General features: G+C 68.4%; 16 protein-coding genes. 11 read left to right on the top strand and 5 right to left on the bottom strand.

Annotated elements, in window-relative coordinates; genetic code table 11:
- Nucleotides 1-105 precede the first annotated feature (105 nt).
- The 4 genes from ABD255_RS32020 to ABD255_RS32005 all read left to right on the top strand — a co-directional run bounded on the left by ABD255_RS32020 (nt 106) and on the right by ABD255_RS32005 (nt 3,542).
- On the top strand, nt 106-2,226 hold the full coding sequence (locus tag ABD255_RS32020; protein WP_344220531.1) for an ATP-dependent DNA helicase UvrD2: 2,121 nt from the start codon (nt 106-108) through the stop codon (nt 2,224-2,226).
- A 410-nt stretch (nt 2,227-2,636) separates the two neighbouring features.
- Nucleotides 2,637-2,828 (top strand): hypothetical protein, encoded by a 192-nt coding sequence (locus tag ABD255_RS32015; protein ID WP_344220530.1) that lies wholly within the window; start codon nt 2,637-2,639, stop codon nt 2,826-2,828.
- A 165-nt stretch (nt 2,829-2,993) separates the two neighbouring features.
- A complete protein-coding gene (locus ABD255_RS32010; protein ID WP_132193680.1) occupies nt 2,994-3,281 on the top strand; it encodes a WhiB family transcriptional regulator in 288 nt (95 codons plus the stop codon).
- A 123-nt stretch (nt 3,282-3,404) separates the two neighbouring features.
- Complete coding sequence (locus ABD255_RS32005; RefSeq protein WP_344220529.1) at nt 3,405-3,542, top strand: hypothetical protein; 138 nt, start codon at nt 3,405-3,407, stop codon at nt 3,540-3,542.
- 264 nt (nt 3,543-3,806) lie between these two features.
- On the opposite strand, the gene ABD255_RS32000 is transcribed toward ABD255_RS32005, so the two are convergent.
- On the bottom strand, nt 3,807-4,340 hold the full coding sequence (locus tag ABD255_RS32000) for an NUDIX hydrolase (protein ID WP_344220528.1): 534 nt from the start codon (nt 4,338-4,340) through the stop codon (nt 3,807-3,809).
- Nucleotides 4,341-4,383: 43 nt separating this feature from the next.
- On the opposite strand from ABD255_RS32000, the gene ABD255_RS31995 reads away from it, so the two are divergent.
- Both ABD255_RS31995 and ABD255_RS31990 read left to right on the top strand, forming a co-directional pair.
- Complete coding sequence (locus ABD255_RS31995; protein ID WP_344220527.1) at nt 4,384-4,551, top strand: hypothetical protein; 168 nt, start codon at nt 4,384-4,386, stop codon at nt 4,549-4,551.
- A gap of 99 nt (nt 4,552-4,650) precedes the next feature.
- Nucleotides 4,651-6,117 carry an MFS transporter gene (locus tag ABD255_RS31990; protein ID WP_344220526.1) on the top strand — a complete coding sequence of 489 codons (1,467 nt, stop codon included), beginning with the start codon at nt 4,651-4,653 and terminating at the stop codon, nt 6,115-6,117.
- 6 nt (nt 6,118-6,123) lie between these two features.
- Here the strand turns inward: ABD255_RS31990 and ABD255_RS31985 are convergent, their stop codons facing one another.
- Both ABD255_RS31985 and ABD255_RS31980 read right to left on the bottom strand, forming a co-directional pair.
- On the bottom strand, nt 6,124-7,437 hold the full coding sequence (locus tag ABD255_RS31985; RefSeq protein ID WP_344220525.1) for an ABC1 kinase family protein: 1,314 nt from the start codon (nt 7,435-7,437) through the stop codon (nt 6,124-6,126).
- A 129-nt stretch (nt 7,438-7,566) separates the two neighbouring features.
- The gene (locus ABD255_RS31980) at nt 7,567-7,725 is read right to left on the bottom strand and encodes a DUF5679 domain-containing protein (protein WP_012922897.1); all 159 of its coding nucleotides are present in this window, start codon (nt 7,723-7,725) and stop codon (nt 7,567-7,569) included.
- Between the two features lie 507 nt (nt 7,726-8,232).
- Between ABD255_RS31980 and ABD255_RS31975 the strand changes: the two genes are divergently transcribed.
- Nucleotides 8,233-8,769, top strand: a complete 537-nt coding sequence (locus ABD255_RS31975) for a M48 family metallopeptidase (RefSeq protein ID WP_344220524.1) — start codon at nt 8,233-8,235, stop codon at nt 8,767-8,769.
- A gap of 224 nt (nt 8,770-8,993) precedes the next feature.
- Nucleotides 8,994-11,183: an MMPL family transporter gene (locus tag ABD255_RS31970; protein ID WP_344220523.1), complete on the top strand. Its 2,190-nt coding sequence runs from the start codon at nt 8,994-8,996 to the stop codon at nt 11,181-11,183.
- A gap of 59 nt (nt 11,184-11,242) precedes the next feature.
- Here the strand turns inward: ABD255_RS31970 and ABD255_RS31965 are convergent, their stop codons facing one another.
- The gene (locus ABD255_RS31965; RefSeq protein ID WP_344220522.1) at nt 11,243-11,695 is read right to left on the bottom strand and encodes a VOC family protein; all 453 of its coding nucleotides are present in this window, start codon (nt 11,693-11,695) and stop codon (nt 11,243-11,245) included.
- 72 nt (nt 11,696-11,767) lie between these two features.
- A complete protein-coding gene (locus tag ABD255_RS31960; RefSeq protein ID WP_344220521.1) occupies nt 11,768-14,023 on the bottom strand; it encodes an FdhF/YdeP family oxidoreductase in 2,256 nt (751 codons plus the stop codon).
- A gap of 164 nt (nt 14,024-14,187) precedes the next feature.
- Between ABD255_RS31960 and ABD255_RS31955 the strand changes: the two genes are divergently transcribed.
- The 3 genes from ABD255_RS31955 to ABD255_RS31945 all read left to right on the top strand — a co-directional run bounded on the left by ABD255_RS31955 (nt 14,188) and on the right by ABD255_RS31945 (nt 18,561).
- Nucleotides 14,188-16,437, top strand: a complete 2,250-nt coding sequence (locus ABD255_RS31955; protein ID WP_344220520.1) for a rhamnogalacturonan lyase — start codon at nt 14,188-14,190, stop codon at nt 16,435-16,437.
- A gap of 76 nt (nt 16,438-16,513) precedes the next feature.
- Complete coding sequence (locus tag ABD255_RS31950) at nt 16,514-17,242, top strand: 3-hydroxybutyrate dehydrogenase (RefSeq protein WP_344220519.1); 729 nt, start codon at nt 16,514-16,516, stop codon at nt 17,240-17,242.
- Between the two features lie 14 nt (nt 17,243-17,256).
- Nucleotides 17,257-18,561, top strand: coding sequence for an MFS transporter (locus ABD255_RS31945; RefSeq protein ID WP_344220518.1), 1,305 nt, complete (start codon nt 17,257-17,259; stop codon nt 18,559-18,561).
- Nucleotides 18,562-18,604: the final 43 nt, after the last annotated feature.

The following is an 18,604-nucleotide window of genomic DNA, read 5'->3' as shown; positions in this document are numbered from 1 at the left end:
CGCTCCGTCTCTGTTCTGTGGGCGGGCCGCTGGAACTGTCCGGCAGCCCGTCTAGGGTGGCTCTACCTTGTATCCGAACCACCTTCGGGGGAGTGCTGTTCCCGCATGTCTCCGTCCGTGAGTGACATCACACAGGCCGCCTCCGGCCGATCCGCCGACGCCCTGCTCGAGGCCCTCGACCCCGAGCAGCGAGCCGTCGCGACCGCGCTGCACGGCCCGGTGGTGGTGATGGCCGGCGCGGGCACCGGCAAGACCCGGGCGATCACCCACCGGATCGCGTACGGCGTGCGTACCGGCACCTACGACTCGGCCCGGGTGCTCGCGGTGACGTTCACCCAGCGGGCGGCGGGGGAGATGCGCGGCCGGCTGGCCCAACTCGGCGCCAACGGTGTCCAGGCCCGCACCTTCCACTCGGCGGCGCTGCGGCAGGCGAAGTACTTCTGGCCCCGGGTGTTCGGTGGGGAACTGCCGCCGATCATCGACCGGAAGTTCCCGCTGCTGACCGAGGCGGCCTCGCGCTGCCGGGTCCGGGTGGACACGCCCGCCCTGCGGGACCTGGCCGGTGAGGTCGAGTGGGCGAAGGTGAGCAACGTCCGCCCGGACGACTACGCGAAGGTCGCCCCGCAGTCGGCTCGGGCGCTGGCCGCCTTCGACCCGGCGACCATCGCGCGGGTCTTCGCGGCGTACGAGGACGTGAAGCTCGAGCGCGGCCGGATCGACCTGGAGGACGTGCTGCTCTGTGCCGTCGCGCTGCTCGCCGAGGACGAGCGGGTGGCGGCGGAGATCCGGCGGCAGTATCGGACCTTCGTCGTCGACGAGTACCAGGACGTCAGCCCGCTGCAGCAGAGCCTGCTCGATCTGTGGCTCGGTGGCCGTGAGGACGTCTGTGTAGTCGGTGACCCGGCGCAGACCATCTACTCGTGGGCCGGAGCCGACCCGGAGAACCTGGTCCGCTTCGCGCAGCGGCACCCGACGGCCGCGGTGATCAAGCTGGTCCGCGACTACCGGTCCACGCCGCAGATCGTGGAGGTCGCCAACAAGGTCCTTGACGCGGCCGGGCCGTCCGGACTGCCCGGCCGTGTCACCCTGCGCTCGCAGCGCGAGCCGGGGCCGAGCCCGCTCTACCGCGAGTACTCCGACGAGGTCGCCGAGGCCGACGCCGTCGCCCGCGCGATCAGCCGCCTCCAAGACTCCGGTACCGCGCTGCGCGACATCGCCGTGCTCTTCCGGACCAACGCGCAGTCGGAGAACTTCGAGCAGGCCCTGGCCGAGCGGAAGATCCCGGCGATGCTCAAGGGCGCCGAGCGGTTCTTCGAGCGCGCGGAGATCCGGCAGGCCGCAGTACTGCTTCGTGGTCAGGCCAAGGCAGGTGACACCGGCACGGACCTGCTCGAGACGGTGCGCGGCATCCTCGGCGGGGCCGGGTGGACTCCTGAGCCGCCGGCTGGGACCGGGGCGGTCCGGGATCGCTGGGAGTCGCTGATGGCGCTCGTGACGATGGCCGGCGACTTCGCCGCGGCCCACCCCGAGGCCGGGATCGCGGAACTGATGGCCGAGCTGGACCGCCGCGCCTCGATCCAGCACGCGCCGCTCGCCGAGGGCGTCACCCTGGCGACGCTGCACGCGGCCAAGGGCCTGGAGTGGGGCTGCGTGTTCATCGTCGGCGCCCACGAGGGCACCCTCCCGATCAGCTACGCCCAGACTCCGGCCCAGGTGGAGGAGGAGCGGCGGCTGTTCTACGTCGGCGTGACCCGGGCGAAGGACCAGCTCTCGATCAGCTGGTCGACCTCCCGCTCGCCGGGCGGCCGCGGTACCCGGGGGCCGACGCGGTTCCTCGACCCGATCGGGGTGCGCACCTCGCGAAGCGGTTCCCCGGAGCCGGCGTCCCGGCCCCGCACCCCGCGCGGTGAGCGCTCGGACCAGCCGATCCCGAAATGCCGGGTCTGCGGTCGCGGCCTGACCGAACCGGCCGCCCGCAAGCTCGGCCGCTGCGAGGACTGCCCGTCGTCGATGGACCAGCGCCTGTACGACGCGCTGCTCGCCTGGCGCGCCGAACGCGCCGAGGAGGAGTCGATGCCGGCCTTCGTCATCTTCACCGACGCCACCTTGACCGCGATCGCCGAAGCCCGTCCGACCGACGAGCGCGAACTGCTGCGGATCCCGGGGATCGGCCGGACGAAGCTGATGAAGTACGGCGAGTCGGTCATCAACATCTGCACCCGCTGACCGGCCACGAACCGATCCGGCCACTCGCCGCGTACTGCTTGCTGTCGCGGTGCGCGGGCGGGACGCGGAAAAGCCGTTGCCCGCTGGGGAGATCGGGGGCGACACTCGAGGGGTCAGGATTCTGCTGCCGGCAGACACCGGGCGGCGCCGTGGCATTTAGATGACACAGGCAACGATCTCGGAGGGTGCCGGCAGTGCGCCGGAGCGTGCTGGACCGGCGGGCCGGCAGCAAGTTCCCGCCTCTTCGGCGGCAACTTCCGGCCAACTTCAGAATCTTGCGATAAATAGTTTGCGGGCCCCGACGGAGTCGGCGTACTGTTCTTTCTGCGGTCGAAGCCTGGCCGAAAACTTCAAACCATAGCGATGAGCGGACCGCTCACTTCGCCACAACGAGAGGAGGTGCCTTGGACATGATCACGAACATCACTAAGAAGCCGTTCGGCGCTAGCGCGCTGCCGTGTGCCCTGATCCAGGGTGCCTCGCCGCGCGTGCACGGCACCGTTGTGCTCATGGCTGTCGGCTCTGCCCAGTTCCGGGGCGCAGCTGTGGGCGATGCGAAGTACGGCGGTTTGGGTTCTCGAGCATGGAGTCCACCGGTCTGACTCTCAGTCAGCCGGCACCTCCAAGGCCGCGGAACCCGAAAAGGGTCCGCGGCCTTTTTGTTTGGTTCAGCACAGTGTTTGTCCGCCACAGTTTTGTCCCCTACCAACCGGGTGGGAGACGCAGCGACAACGAAGAGCACGACAGTCACTCAGGAGGTGACCGGAATGAGCGTTAGCTTCCTCGATGCATTCACCGAGGTGGCAACAGCGCAGGACCTGCCCTGTCGGTCCTACGCACCAGAACTCTTCTTCGCCGAATCCCCGGCGGATGTGGAGTATGCCAAGTCTCTGTGCACCACCTGCCCGCTGAAGGCCGAGTGCCTGGCCGGAGCGCTCGAGCGTTCCGAGCCGTGGGGAGTGTGGGGAGGCGAACTGTTCGTCCAGGGTGTGGTGGTTCCGCGCAAGCGGCCCCGTGGGCGTCCACGCAAGTGCGACACCGTGACCGCAGCCTGATCCTGACCCGACGAACCGAATCCCGAATCGAGACTCCAGACCATGACGACCCAGCTTGCACCCAGGAGAGTTGAAATGCATTTACTTCAAGAAGATCTCGCACGTGCTCATTGTCGTTCCAGGTTGAACGACGCAGAGCAGAACCGGCGCTTCCGCCTCGCGCAGCAGTTCGCGAAGGCGCAGAAGAAGGCCGAGCGGGCCACCCGGCGCGCGGAGAGGGCCAGTGCAAAGGCACGCCTCACCCTCGCCCGGCTGGTCTGATCCACCCCGGCTCTCAGCCACCGGTCCGGTCCCGTGAAGGGGACCGGCCGGCCTGAGCCGAAACTCGGCAGGTGTGGTCCGGAGCCGATCTCCACTCGACCACCCTCGCCCTGACACCACGGCCGCCGCCGCGCCGGGAGCCCGCTCCCGGCCGCTCGGCCGCGGTACAGCACCACCCACGCCGGCCCGAACCAGGGGGTCGGGCCGGCGCACCAAGCGGAAAGACCGAGAGGCGGCATCCACCGGATGCCGCCTCTCGCCGGTTCAGCCGCTCAGTTGGTTGAGCAGGGTCTGTTGGAGGCCGACCAGGGTGATGCCGCTGACGATCTCTCGGCGGCGGATCATCGCGGGGATGTCCGCCAGCGGGATCCACTCGATCCGGTCGGACTCGTTGCGCTCGACCGGCTCGCCGGTCCAGGTCGCTGTTGTCGCGTGGAAGACGTGGTGGGCCGAGTCCATGATCCCGGCAGCGGGCTGCGAGTAGACGAGTTCGTGGAGTTCCTCCGGCCGCCAGCCGGTCTCCTCCTCGAGCTCCCGAGCGGCAGCCTCCGCGGGCGTCTCGTCCGCCTCGATCAGGCCCATCGGCAGTTCCCAGGCCCAGGTGTCGGTCAGGAAGCGATGCCGCCACATCAGCAGCACCCGCTGACCGCCATCCGTCAGCACCACCGCCGCGACGTGCTTCAGCCGGACCGCGTGATAGTCGATGCGGTCCCCGTCAGGCTGTTCCACGTCGAGCTTGCGGACGCTCAACCACCGATTGCCCCAGGCCTCGGACTCGTCGTGAATGTGCCAGCGCATGCCCGGAGAATAGGCCCGCTCCGGGGCGGTGCAGACTTGGGGTATGGCCAATCCAAGCTGCGCGTTGTGCGGTACGCAGGCGCCGACCGAGGACCTCCCGCTGACCTGGGTGACCTCGCTTGAGAACGGGCGCAAGCTCGTGTACTGCGACCGCTGCGCGCGCGAGAACGTCCGCGGCATCGAAGGAAAGCTCGACAGCCTCTGGTGGTGATCCCGGGCCACGAACTCGCCGGTCCCTCCGTGTCGATCTCACCGCGTCCCGTCCGACGCAGTGGTGACAGCACGGATTTCCCGGCGAGAGGGCCTGGCTATGACCATTGCGGAGCGCACCCCGGCGAAAGCGGGCAGGCGAGAGTGGATCGGGCTCGCGGTACTGGCCCTGCCGACCCTGCTGGTGTCCCTGGACACCTTCGTCATGCTGCTCGCGCTGCCGCCGGTGGCCAGGAGCCTCGGGGCGAACAGCAGCCAGCAGCTCTGGATCATGGACATCTACGGCTTCATGGTGGCCGGGTTCATGATCACGATGGGCACGCTCGGTGATCGCATCGGGCGGCGGCGCCTGCTGCTGATCGGCGCGGCCGTGTTCGGCGTCGCGTCGGTCCTCGCGGCCTACTCGGCCAGCGCCGGGATGCTGATCGGCACCCGCGCGCTGCTCGGCATCGCCGGCGCCGCCATCACGCCGTGCACGCTGTCCCTGGTCATGACGCTGTTCCGCGACCGGCGGCAGCAGGCGACCGCGATCGGCATCTGGGGCGGCTGCTTCACCGTCGGCGCGGTGATCGGCCCGGTGGTCGGCGGGGTGTTGCTGGAGCACTTCTGGTGGGGCTCGGTCTTCCTGATCGGTGTTCCGGCGATGGTGGTGCTGCTGATCGCCGGGCCGATCCTGCTGCCGGAGTACCGCGACAAGTCGGCGGGGCGGATCGACCTGGCCAGCGTGCTGCTGTCGCTCGGCGCGATCCTGCCCGCTATCCACGGGCTGAAGGATTTCGCCGCGCACGGCGTCAGCACGGTACCGGTGCTGTCCCTGCTCGCCGGCCTGGTCGTCGGCGGCTTCTTCCTGCGCCGGCAGCGGCGGCTCGCCGATCCGCTGGTCGACCTGCGGCTGTTCACCCGGAAGACCTTCAGCGTGACGCTCGGCAGCATGCTCTGCTACTCGATGTTGTCCGGCGGCGTGATGGTGTTCACCGCGCAGTACTTCCAGTTGGTCGACGGGATGTCGCCGCTGGAGGCCGGGCTGGCGCTGGTCCCGGGCATGGTGACCACGACCATCAGCTTCCAGTTGGCGCCGCTGCTGGCCCGGTGGATCCGTCCGGCGTTCCTGATCGGCGGTGGGCTCTTCTGCACCGTCATCGGCATGGTGGTGCTGACCCAGGCCGACAGCGCGACGACCCTCGTCGTCGCCTTCGCGATCCAGTGCCTGGGCGCGGCACCGCTGGTCACCCTGGGTACGAACCTGGTGGTCGGCTCGGCCCCGCCGGAGAAGGCCGGCTCGGCGGCCGCGCTGACCCAGACGGGCAACGAGTTCGGCTACGCGCTCGGCATCGCGGTCATCGGCAGCATCGTCACCGCGACCTACCGCGCCAAGGTCGGCGGCGACTCGCTGGCCTCGGTGGTCGAACAGGCCGACCGGCTGCCAGGCGAAGTGGTGAACGCCGCCCGCGCGGCGTTCACCAGTGGTCTCCACACGGCCTCGGCCATCGCGGCCGCAGTACTGACTGTGGTGGCCGTCGTCCTGATCAGCACGCTCCGCAGCGTGCCGGCCCTCTCGAAGGACTGAACCAGGTCAGAAGCCGGGCAGGAACTCCTCGAGGACCGAGCGGAACGGCGCTTCGGCGTCCAGCTGGGACAGCACGGCGATGCCGCCGATCCAGACCCGGTGGATCAGCAGGTACGACGGGGGCAGGTTGATTTTCAGCGCCATCGCGGCGTTCGGCGAGCGGAAGTCGCTCGTCCGGTTCGCCTGCGCCCGCATCCAGGCCCGGCTGAAGTGGAACGTCTCGGCCCTCGCCGGCTCCGCGAACGGCGCCAGGTAGTCCATCAACTGGTTCGGGTCGATGTCCATCCGCGGCTTGATGAAGCCCTCGGCCCGCAGCCCGTCCAGTACGGCGGCGCCGTCGCCCTGCAGCGAGATCCGCAGCAGCCGCCCGATCGCGGGCGGCAGGCCGTCCGGCAGCCGCGCGCAGAGCCCGAAGTCGACCACCCCGAGCCGCCCGTCCGGCATCACCCGGAAGTTGCCCGGGTGCGGATCGGAGTGCAGCAGGCCGGCCAGCTTGGGACCGCTGAACATGAACCGGACGTACTTCAGCCCGATCTCGTCCCGCTCCTCCTGGCTGCCCTCGGTGATCACCCGCGACAGCGGCGTGCCCTCGATCCACTCCGACACGATGACCGTGGGGGAGTGCTTGATCACCCGCGGCACGACGAACTCCGGATGGTCCTTGAACGCGTCGGCGTACTGCTGCTGGGCCTGGGCTTCGCGGTCGTAGTCGAGCTCTTCGCCGATGCGCTCCTGCAACTCCGCGACCAGCGGCTTCACGTCCATCCCCGGGACCAGCGAGCCGAACGTCCTCGCGAACCGGCCGATCTGCTTGAGGTCGGCCCGCAGCGCCTCGGCGGCGCCCGGGTACTGCAGCTTCACGGCGACCTCGCGGCCGTCCTTGAGGATGCCTCGGTGCACCTGGCCGATCGACGCGGCCGCGGCCGGCAGGTCGTCGAACTCCTCGAACCGGTCCCGCCAGCGCTTGCCCAGCTCCCGGGACAGGATCGTGTGCACGGTCGAGGCCGGCATCGGCGGCGCGGAGTCCTGCAGCTTGGTCAGCGTCGCCCGGTACGGCGCCGCCAACTCCTCGGGCATCGCCGACTCCATCAGGCTCAGCATCTGGCCGAACTTCATCGCTCCGCCCTTGAGCTCGCCCAGCACGGAGAACAGCTGGTCGGCCGTCCGGCGCTGGAACTCGGCCATCACCGTCTCGGCCGGAGCACCGCCGATGCGCTTGCCCAGTCCGACGGTCGCGCGCCCGGCGGCGCCGAGTGGCAGGCTCGCCAGTTTCGCGGTGCGGCTGAGCGCCTTGCGGGGGAGGTCGGACACGCTCCCCATTCTGTCGGGTCACCCAAGCCGAAGCCCGGTCGGGGCACCGCGAGTTGGGTCACAGAGTCGGCTCACCGAACGACGAAGGGGCGGTGGTGGACCGGTCATGGCCCACCACCGCCCCTACGACTTGGTGCGTCAGGCCTTGCCGAGGATCCGGTTCAGGTTCGTACCGCACTCGGGGCACTTGGCCTTGGCCATGCGCGTGCCCTTGTCGTTGACCTTGACCTCGCCGTCGGCGGTGCGCTTGGCCTTGCACTTGACGCAGTAGAACTCGCCGCTCCAGGTCTCTGCCATGAGGGCCCTCTCCTTGCTTGATACCAGCCGGGGCACAAACCCCGGCCGTCGTGGATGCTAACGGCAGACCGTCCTGCCGTAGGCCGTTCGGCCCAGTCGGGATTCACCCTACGGCAGGCTGGGAGTGGCTCAAGCGCAACTCCCGCTCCGCGTGCCGCTGGGAAATCGCTTCCCGCCGTGCCCGGCGACGCGGAACAGGCTCCCGGTTGTCCGCCTTCGGAACCGCTCGGCTTCCCCTCCGAACGGCCCCGGAGGCGGTCCGGGAGCCTGCTGGACCCGACGCTAGGAGGCGACGAGCCCGCTGACAAGTCCGGGTTGTCCACCCCTGTGGATAAACCTGTGGGCAAGCTGTGGGGCGCGCCGTCGACCGCTGTGGACGAGCGGGGGAACAGGATGTGAACAACCGGCGGCCGCTGGTCCCCGAAATGGCCTCTGACCTGGGAAAACGTCTATTCACAGGATGTGGACAGAAGAAAGTTGGGGGTTTTGCGCTGTACCGTCTCACCCATGGCCGACTCTCCACCGCGCCCGATCCCGCCGTATGTGGACATCCGTCGCAGCAAGCGGCGCAAGCGGACCGTCAGCGCCTACCGGGACGGCGAGCGGGTGATCGTGCTGATGCCCGACCGGCTGTCGGCGGCCGAGGAGGCGCGCTGGGTCGAAACCATGCTGGCGCGGCTGGAGAAGCAGCGCAGCAGATCCCGCGTGTCGGACGAAAAATTGTTGGCCAGAGCACACGAACTCGCGTGTCGTCACCTGCCTGAAGTGCCCGAACCTGCGTCGGTGAGGTGGGTTTCGAACCAAAACAGACGGTGGGGATCGTGCACCCCGGCGGACCGTTCGATCCGTCTGTCGACCCGTCTGCAGTCGATGCCGGCCTGGGTGGTCGACTACGTGCTGGTCCACGAACTGGCTCATCTGGTCGAGCCGTCGCACAACGCGGCCTTCTGGAAACTGGTCCACCGCTACCCCAAGGCCGAGCGCGCCGAGGGCTACCTGGAGGGCGTCTCCGCCGCCGCGAACCTCGACCTCGAGGACTTCTAGCCCACTCCCGTACGGCGTACGGGAAATCCGGGCGGGTGGTCGTCCGCAGGGGTAACCCTGTGCGTTTCGCCCAGGGTGGGGTGGGGCTGGCACCAGGGTGAAGTCGGTGGCTTCCTGCATGGTGGCGCGGTGCCTGTTTCCCGAAGGCTTGACCCCGTAGCCAGCGGACGGCGTCGGGCCGGGCTGGGAGGGTGCGCCAGAGGCGGCGCAGAGGGGTAGGAGTCATGGCCAGGGGACAACTCACGGTGCGGATGGCACGTTGGAGCGCCACCCACCCGTGGCGGGCGATCGCGATGTGGGTGGCGGTCGTCGTCGCGTGTTTCGCGCTCGGTTCGATGACGGGGACCAAGGAGTCGACGAACGAGGGCGACATCGGCGAGGTGACCCGGGCCGACGACATCGTGAAGTCCGGCAACTTCGACGACCCGGACGTGGAGAGCGTGCTGATCACGCCGCAGTCCGGAAATCTCGACCAGGCGGCGGCCACCAAGGTCGCGGGGGTGGTGACTGAGCGGATGCGCGCCCTCGGTGGGGTCGCGGACGTCGCCCAGCCCATCCTGTCGCCGAACAAGGACGCGATGATCGTCCGGGTCACGCTGAAGGACGGTGACGACGACAACCGGGTGGAGCCGCTGCTCGACGCCACCGCCAAGGTCCAGCAGGAGAACCCGGGCCTGCGGGTCGAGCAGGTCGGCGGCGAGTCGATCGGCAAGGCGCTGGACGAGACGCTGGGCGAGGACTTCAAGCGGGCGGAGATGTTCAGCCTGCCGGTGACGCTGGCGATCCTGCTGATCGCGTTCGGCGCCCTGATCGCCGCGGCCGTTCCACTGGTACTCGCGCTGTCGGCGGTCGCCGCCGCGATCGGGCTCTCGGCCGCCGCGTCGCAACTGATCCCCGCTGTCGACGCGGTGAACAGCGTGATCCTGCTGATCGGGATGGCCGTCGGCGTCGACTACTCGCTGTTCTACCTCCGCCGGGAACGGGAGGAGCGGGCCAAGGGGCGCGGTCATGTCGACGCGGTCGAGATCGCCGCCGCTACCTCCGGGCACGCGGTCGTGGTCTCCGGTATCGCCGTGATCATCTCGATGGCCGGGTTGTTCCTGGCCCGCGACGCGGTGTTCTCGTCCTTCGCGGTCGGCTCGATCCTGGTCGTCGCGGTGGCCGTCGTCGGCTCGCTGACCGTACTGCCGGCGCTGCTGGCCAAGCTCGGTCGCTGGGTGGATCGCCCGCGGGTCCCGTTGCTGTGGCGTCTCACCGCGAACAAGTCCAAGCCGCGCTTCTGGCCGGCCATGCTCAAGCCCGCGCTGAAGCGCCCGGTCGCGACGCTGCTGGTCTCCGTCGTCGCTCTGCTGGCCGTGGCATCTCCCGCACTGGGGATGAAGCTGAAGTTCCCCGGTACCGAGGACCTGCCGCGCGACACCGCGGTGATGCAGGCGTACGACCGGCTGACCGCGGTATTCCCGAGCACCGGCACCAGCCACGAGGTCGCAGTACGGGCGCCGGCGGATCAGCAGCCCGCGGTGAAGGCGGCGCTGGCGGATCTGGTCAAGCGGACGCAGTCGGACAGCCTGTACGCGCAGGACGGGCTGGAGGAGCCGCGGATCTCCCAGGACGGCCGGGTGACCGTGCTGGAGGTCGCTACTCCGTATGAGGGTGGCAGCCAGCAGGCACGGGACTCCCTGACCAAGCTGCGCACCGAATTGATGCCGCAGACGGTCGGCCAGGTGCCGGGGGTCGAGTACGCGGTCGGTGGGTTCGTGGCGGCCGATGTCGACTACGCGGCCCACACGCGGTCGAAGCTGCCGCTGGTGATCGGGTTCGTGCTGCTGCTGACGATGATCGTGATGATGGTGACGTTCCGCTCGGTGGTCGTCGCGATCACCGCGATCGGGCTGAACCTGCTCAGCGCCGGCGCGGCGTACGGGGTGGTGACGGCGGTCTTCCAGAACACCTGGGCCGAGGGGATCCTCGACTTCCGGTCGAACGGAGCGGTCGTGTCCTGGCTGCCACTGTTCCTCTTCGTGGTGCTGTTCGGGCTGTCGATGGACTACCACGTGTTCGTGGTCAGCCGGATCCGCGAGGCCGTACTGCGCGGCGTACCGACCAAGCAGGCGGTTGCCGAAGGCATCACTGGCTCCGCCGGCGTGGTGACGAGCGCCGCGGCCGTGATGATCGGGGTCTTCGCGGTGTTCGCCACGCTGAGCACGCTGGACATGAAGCAGTTGGGTGTCGGCCTGGCGGTCGCGATCCTGATCGACGCGACGATCATCCGGGCGGTCGTGCTGCCGAGTGTGATGACGCTGCTCGGTGACGCGAACTGGTGGGCCCCCAAGTGGCTCCGCGGCAAGCAGCCGAAGCACGTTGCTCCCACTGCGGCTCCTGAGGAAGAGCGCGAACTGACTCCGGTCGGCTAGCCCTCAGTACTACGAACGCCCCGCCCGGAACGTCTCTCCGGGCGAGGCGTTCGTACTGTCTACGCTGCGCAGAATTCGTTGCCCTCGGGGTCCTCCATCAGCCACCAGTGGCCGGCCGGGCCCTTGTCGAACTCTTGGATGCGGGTCGCGCCCAGCCCTTCCAGCCGCGTCACCAACTGGTCGAGGCCGCCGGGCTCGCTGTGGATGTCGATGTGCAGGCGGTTCTTGACGGACTTGCTCTCGGGCACCTCCTGGAACAGCAGCCGCCGGCCGTGGCCGACCCCACTGGTCTCGTCGAAGGGGTCTTCCGGATGGCGGACCCCTGCGAAGCCACGGAAGATCTTCCGGCCGCGATGCTCCACCACCGCCTCCGCGCCGAGGTGACCGGCCGCCAGCAGTTGCTCGACGAGCGCGCTGGGATCCTCCACCTCGTACTCGAGCGCCGCCGCCCAGAAGTCCGCGAGCACGGGCGCGTTCGTACTGTCGATGACCAACTTCCATCCCATTGCCATGTAACCAGTTATAGTAGTTACACGCGATCAACCGCAACCGTTGGCGCGTCAGTCAGTCAGTCCGTCGGTCAGTCAGTCGGTCGGTTCGAGGCGAACGGTGAGGCCCTTGGCCACCGGGGTGTTACTGCCCTTGGCCACGTCGTCGACCGACATCAAGACGTTGGTCTCCGGGTAGTACGCCGCGACGCAGCCGCGGGCGGTCGGGTAGGAGACGAGCCGGAATCCCGAGGCGCGCCGTTCCGTGCCGGCGAATTCGCTGACGATGTCGACCCGGTCACCGTCCTTCAGTCCCAACTCGGCCAGGTCGGCGGGATTCACGAAGACGACCTCACGGGTGCCGTGCACGCCGCGGTACCGGTCCTCCAGTCCGTAGATGGTGGTGTTGAACTGGTCGTGGCTGCGCATCGTCTGCAGCAGCAGCCGCCCGGGCTCGGTCGGCAACCAGCACAGATCGTTCGCGCTGAACTGCGCCCGCGCGTCCGACGTCTGGAACTCGCGCTTGTCCCGCGCCGCATGGGCGAGCAGGAACCCGCCCTTGGTCCGCAACCGGTCCTCGAAGTCCTCGTAGCCGTCGGCGACCCGCCCGATCCGCTGCCGGATCAGGCTGTAGTCGTCCGCGAAGTCCGCCCAGGGAATCCGCCCGACGCCCGGCACCACCAGGTGCGCGAGCCCGCAGATGATGCCGATCTCCGACTTCATCTCCGGCGCCGGCGGGATCAGATTCCCGGTCGACAGGTGCACCGCGCCCTGGGAGTCCTCCACCGTCACCGACTGCGGCCCGTTCGGGGTGTGGTCGTGGTCCGTCCGCCCGAGAGTCGGCAGGATCAGCGCCTCCCGCCCGACGATCGTGTGCGAGCGGTTCAGCTTGGTCGACACCTGGACGGTCAGGTCGCACGCGCGCAGTCCCTTGTGCACGACGGCCGTGTCGGGAGTCGCCATCGCGAAGTTGCCGCCCATCGCCATGAATACCCGGACCTCGCCGCGACGCAGCCGCTGCACTGTCTCGGCCGCGTCGATGCCGTGCTCGCGCGGTGAGGTGAAGGAGAACTCGTGGTCCAGTTTGTCCAGGAAGCTGTCCGGCATCTGCTCCCAGATGCCCATACTGCGGTCGCCCTGCACGTTCGAGTGGCCGCGCACCGGGCACGGACCCGCGCCGGGCTTGCCGATGTTTCCCTGCAGCAGCAGGACGTTGGCGATCTCGGTGATGGTGGCAACGGCCTCGCGGTGCTGGGTCAGCCCCATCGCCCAGCAGATCACCGTCGCCTTGGACTTGATGAACCGCTGGGTGAACTCCTCGATCTCGGCGCGGGTCAGCCCGGTCGCCTGCTCGACCGCCGGCCAGTCCAGCTCCGCGTTGTGCTTCTTGTACAGGTCGAACCCGCTGGTGTGCTCGTCGATGAAGGTCGCGTCGAGCACGGTGCCGGGAGCGTCGGCCTCGGCCTCGAGCAACAAGTGGCCGACGGCAAGGAAGAGGGCCTGGTCGCCGCCGATCCGGATCTGCAGGTGCTGATCGGCCAGCGCGGTGCCCTTGCCGACCCAGCCGGACGGGCGCTGCGGATTCTTGAAGTTCATCAGGCCCGGCTCGGGCAGCGGATTGACCGAGACGATGTCCGCGCCGTTCTTCTTCGCCACCTCCAGGTGGCTGAGCATCCGGGGCGCGTTGGTGCCGGGGTTCTGGCCGACCACCACGATCAACTCGGACTCTTCGAGCATCTCCAGCGTGACCGCGCCCTTGCCGCTGCCGATCACCCGCGACAGCGCGGTACCGGAGGACTCGTGGCACATGTTGGAGCAGTCGGGCAGGTTGTTCGTGCCGTAGGCGCGGACGAAGAGTTGGTAGAGGAAGGCGGCTTCGTTGCTGGTCCGGCCGGAGGTGTAGAAGACGGCGTCGTCGGGGTCGGGCAGGGCCTTCAGGTGGCGTGCCACCACCTGGAACGCCTCTTCCCAGCCGACCGGCTCGTAGTGCGTACTGCCGGCCCGGAGCAGCATCGGCTCGGTGATCCGGCCGAGCTTGCCGAGTTCGAACTCGGAGATCTTGTTCAGGTCGTCGATCGAGTGCTGGGCGAAGAACGTCCGCGGGACCCGTTTGCGGGTGGCCTCCCAGGCGACCGCCTTGGCGCCGTTCTCGCAGAACTCGGCCGCGTGCTTGCGTTTGCTGTCCGGGTCGGGCCAGGCGCAGGACGGGCAGTCGAAGCCGCCGTCCTGGTTCATCTTCAGGAACACCTTGCCGGTTCGGGTCGGTCCCATCTCGCGGAAGCCGAACGTGAACGACGAGAGCACCGCGGGGACGCCCGCGGCCTTCTTCTTCGGTTGTTCGATGTCGACCATGCTTCAACTGTAAATCTCCCTATCGGCACGGGCAGGGTTGATAGGCGCAGCCATGGTCACCGGTCGGTGCGACCGGTTGCGGACACATCCCTCGACAGCGACGGCAGGTCGTCCTAACGTGCAGGCGGAAAGCGTTTACCATCACTCGCTTCGAAGGATCCGCCATGACCTTCCGCCGAGCCGCAGCCCTCGTCCTCGCCGCCGCACTCGCAACCGGTGCAGCCCTCTCCAGTACTGCGTACGCCGAACCCCAAGCCCGCCCCCAACTCGAGAAGCTCGACCGCGGCCTGGTCGCGACCACCACCAGCGAAGGGGTCTTCCTCAGCTGGCGGCTCCTCGGCAAGGAGGCGACAGGCAGTACCGACCACGGCCTGACCGGGACCGACTTCAACGTCTATCGGGACGGCAAGCGCATCGCCACCGTCACCGACAGCACCAACTACCTCGACAAGTCCGGGAGCCAGGCCTCGCGCTACCGGGTCGTGTCCTTCGTCGGGGGACACGAGCGGGACCGCAGCGACTACGTGCAGCCCTGGACCGACGGCTACCGCGACCTGCCACTCCGCAAGCCGGCCGACGGCGTCACGCCGGTAGGGGAGGCCTACACCTACTCCGCCAACGACATGAGCGTCGGTGACGTGGACGGTGACGGCGAGTACGAGTACGTCGTGCTCTGGAACCCGTCGAACGCCAAGGATGTCTCGCAGATCGGCTACACCGGCAACGTCTACGTCGACACCTACAAGGCCGACGGCACCTTGCTGCATCGGCTGGACCTCGGGGTGAACATCCGGGCCGGAGCGCACTACACCCAGTTCCTCGTCTACGACTTCGACGGCGACGGCCGCTCCGAGATGATGCTGAAGACCGCGCCCGGTACCAAGACGACCAGCTACGACAAGGCCGGCCGGATCAAATCCGAGCGCTATGTCTCCCTGCCCGCAGCCGACCGTCGCGCGGGCTACACCAACCAGGACGACTATCGGGTCAGCAAGACCGACTACTACGACCACCTGGTCACCATGTTCCAGCAGTGGCAGGACCAGGCCGAGGTGAAGAGCGGACAGTGGCCGGCAACGCTCGAAGCCGCCTTCGGGATCGAGCAGCGCTACCAGTACCCGCTCAACCGGACCGACGCGGCGGCACTGGTCGACTACTTCATGGACGTCTACGCACCGGCCCGCAGTACCCGCAACCTTCTCCGCAACTTCGAAGGCTTCATCCTCAGTGGGCCCGAGTACCTGAGCGTCTTCGACGGCCTGACCGGCCGGGAACTCGAGACCGTCCACTACGAGCCTGGGCGAACAGATGACGGGCTCCGCTGGGGTGACTACGCGATGGCGCGGATCGAGCCCGGCAACCGCGTCGACCGCTTCCTGGCCGGTGTCGCCTACCTGGACGGCTCCCGCCCGTCCGCCGTGTTCGCCCGCGGCTACTACACCCGTACGACGATCGCGACGTACGGCTGGGACGGCCGGAAGATCACCAAGAACTGGGCGATCGACAGCGGCTGGACTCCGATGACGAACCCGTTCAACGACAGTCCCCACGGCCGGGACGGCACCGACCCGCAGTACGGGTCGATCACGACGCAGGGGTTCCACTCACTGAGTGCGTCGGACGTGGATGGCGACGGGAAGCAGGAGGTCGTCTACGGCTCCGCCACCATCGATGACGACGGCAGCGTGCTCTACAGCTCGAAGGACGTGCTGCCACCACCTAGTGCGGATCCCGGCGCGATCGCCCGGCTCGGACACGGTGACGCCATGCATGTGACGGACATCGACCCGTTGCGGCCGGGCAAGGAGATCTTCACCGTGCACGAGGGCGCCACCTTCGCGCCGTACGGGTATGCGCTGAGAGACGCGGCCACTGGCCAGGTCATCTACGGCGAGTACTCCGGGCGCGACACCGGCCGCGGCATGGTCGGGGACATCATCCCGGAGGAGCCAGGCCTGGAGACGTGGGCCATGCGGCTGCGTACTGCCGATGGCGACGCCCTGGGCACGGCCCAACCAGGCACCAACCAGAGCATCCGTTGGGCCGCGGACATGACCACCCAGATCGTCGACGGAGCAGGCACGGTCACGCCCACCATCAAGGACTGGCGGCGCGGCACCCTGCTCACAGCGACGGGGACTCTGACCAACAACGGCACCAAGGGCAACCCGTCGCTGGTGGCCGACATCCTCGGCGACTGGCGGGAAGAGCTACTGGTCCGCACAGCGGACAGCAGCGCGATCCGGATCTACCTGAGCACCGAGGTGACCGACCGCAAGCTCTACACCCTGATGCACGACGCCCAGTACCGCGCGGAGGTCGCGCGGCAGAACACGGCGTACAACCAGCCCTCGTACACCGGCTTCTACCTGGGCTCTGACCTCGACTGGTCGAAGGTTCCGCTGGTGAGGTAGCACCACATGGCTGGCGGTACAGGTATGTGCCGCCAGCCCATGGCTGGTGCCTGCGGGGAGTTCCTAAGGTCTCCGCATGACCCGAGCACTAGTCACCGGAGCCGCGTCCGGTATCGGCGCCGCGTGCGCCCGCCGTCTGGCCGCGGACGGCGTCCAGGTGATCGCGGTCGACTACGACGCCGACGGACTGGCGAAGCTGGCCGCTGCCGGCATCGAACCGCTGCAGGCCGACCTGTCCGACCTGGACGGCCTGGCCGCGCTGCCGACCGACATAGACATCCTCGTGAACAACGCGGGGATTCAGCAGGTCGCACCGGTCGAGCAGTTCCCACCGGACCGCTTCGGGTACATCCTGCGCCTCATGCTCGAGTCCCCGTTCCGGCTGATCCGCCAGACCCTGCCGCACATGTACGGCCTTGGCTGGGGCCGGGTCGTGAACATCTCCTCCGTGCACGGCCTGCGGGCCAGCCCTTTCAAGGCGGCGTACGTCGCGGCCAAGCACGGGCTGGAGGGACTCAGCAAGGTGGTGGCCCTCGAAGGGGCGTCCCACGGAGTCACCAGCAACTGCATCAACCCGGCCTACGTCCGTACTCCGCTGGTCACCGCGCAACTGGCGGACCAGGCGGCCACCCACGGCTTGACCGAGGCGGAGGTGCTCGACAAGGTCATGCTCGAACCTGTCGCGGTGAAGCGGCTGATCGAGCCGGCCGAGGTGGCGGAACTGGTCGCACTACTGTGCGGACCGTCCTCGGCCTCGATCACGGGGAGCTCACTCGTCCTCGACGGTGGCTGGACCGCCCACTAACAAGGAGCCCGCCGATGGCAACAGCTACAGAACCGACCAAGACGAAGACCCCGATCGGCAGAGTCGTCGGAGCCAGCCTGGTCGGCACCACCGTCGAGTGGTACGACTTCTTCCTGTACGGCGTGGCCGCGTCCGTCGTGTTCGGTGAGCTCTTCTTCCCCAAGGGCGAGGAGCTCACCGGCACCCTGCTGAGCTTCGCCACCTTCGCCGTCGGGTTCTTCGCTCGGCCGATCGGCGGGGTGGTCTTCGGCCACTTCGGGGACCGGCTCGGCCGCAAGAACCTGCTGGTGCTGTCCCTCCTGATGATGGGCATGGCCACCTTCGCCATCGGCCTGCTCCCGACGTACGCGCAGGTTGGTGCGCTCGCGCCGGTCCTGCTGACCGTGCTGCGGCTGATCCAGGGGTTCGCGCTCGGCGGGGAGTGGGGTGGCGCAGTACTGATCGTCTCGGAGCACGGTGATCCCAAGCGGCGTGGGTTCTGGTCGTCCTGGCCACAGGCGGGTGCTCCGGCCGGGCAGCTGATCGCCAACGGAGTACTGGCCGGCCTGGCCGCCTTCCAGAGCGACGAGGCGTTCAACAGTTGGGGCTGGCGGATCCCGTTCCTGCTGTCGGCGGTGCTGGTACTGGTCGGGCTTTGGGTGCGGCTGCGGATCGAGGAGTCGCCGCTGTTCCGGCAGGCCCGGGAGAAGCAGGAGCCGACCGACAAGCTGCCGTTCCTCGAGGTGATCACGAAGTACCGGCGGGAGGTGCTGACCGCGATGGGCGCGCGGATGGCGGAGAACGTCAGCTACTACATCTTCACCATCGTCATCGCCACCTACGCCAAGGAACACCTGGGGCTGGACAAGTCGTTCGCGCTCAACGCCGTACTGATCGGCGCCGCGATCCACTTCTGCGCGATCCCGCTGTGGGGCGCACTGTCCGACCGGATCGGCCGGAAGCCGGTCTACCTGATCGGCGCGATCGGCGTCGGCGTCTGGGCCTTCGTCTTCGTCGCCCTGGTGGACACGAAGAACTTCGCCCTCGCCGTGCTCGCGGTCACCGTCGGGCTGGTCCTGCACGGCGCGATGTACGGGCCGCAGGCATCCTTCTTCACCGAGTTGTTCGGCACCCGGGTCCGGTACTCCGGCGTCTCGGTGGGCTACCAACTCGCCTCGATCATCGCCGGCGGCCTGGCTCCGTTCATCGCGGTCGCCCTGCTGAAGGCCTACGACTCCGGCTACGCGATCTCGATCTACGTCGGCGTCTGCTCGCTGATCTCGATCATCGCGGTGACCAGCTACGGCGAGACCCGGCAGCGCGATCTCTCGGCACTGTGACACCTGATCCCTTCCTTCTTCCCTTTTCGCACTTAAGGTTCTG

Source organism: Kribbella sancticallisti (assembly GCF_039530625.1).
Classification (GTDB): domain Bacteria; phylum Actinomycetota; class Actinomycetes; order Propionibacteriales; family Kribbellaceae; genus Kribbella; species Kribbella sancticallisti.
Note: the sequence above shows the minus strand (reverse complement) of the source record. Positions and strands in the feature narration are given on the sequence as shown.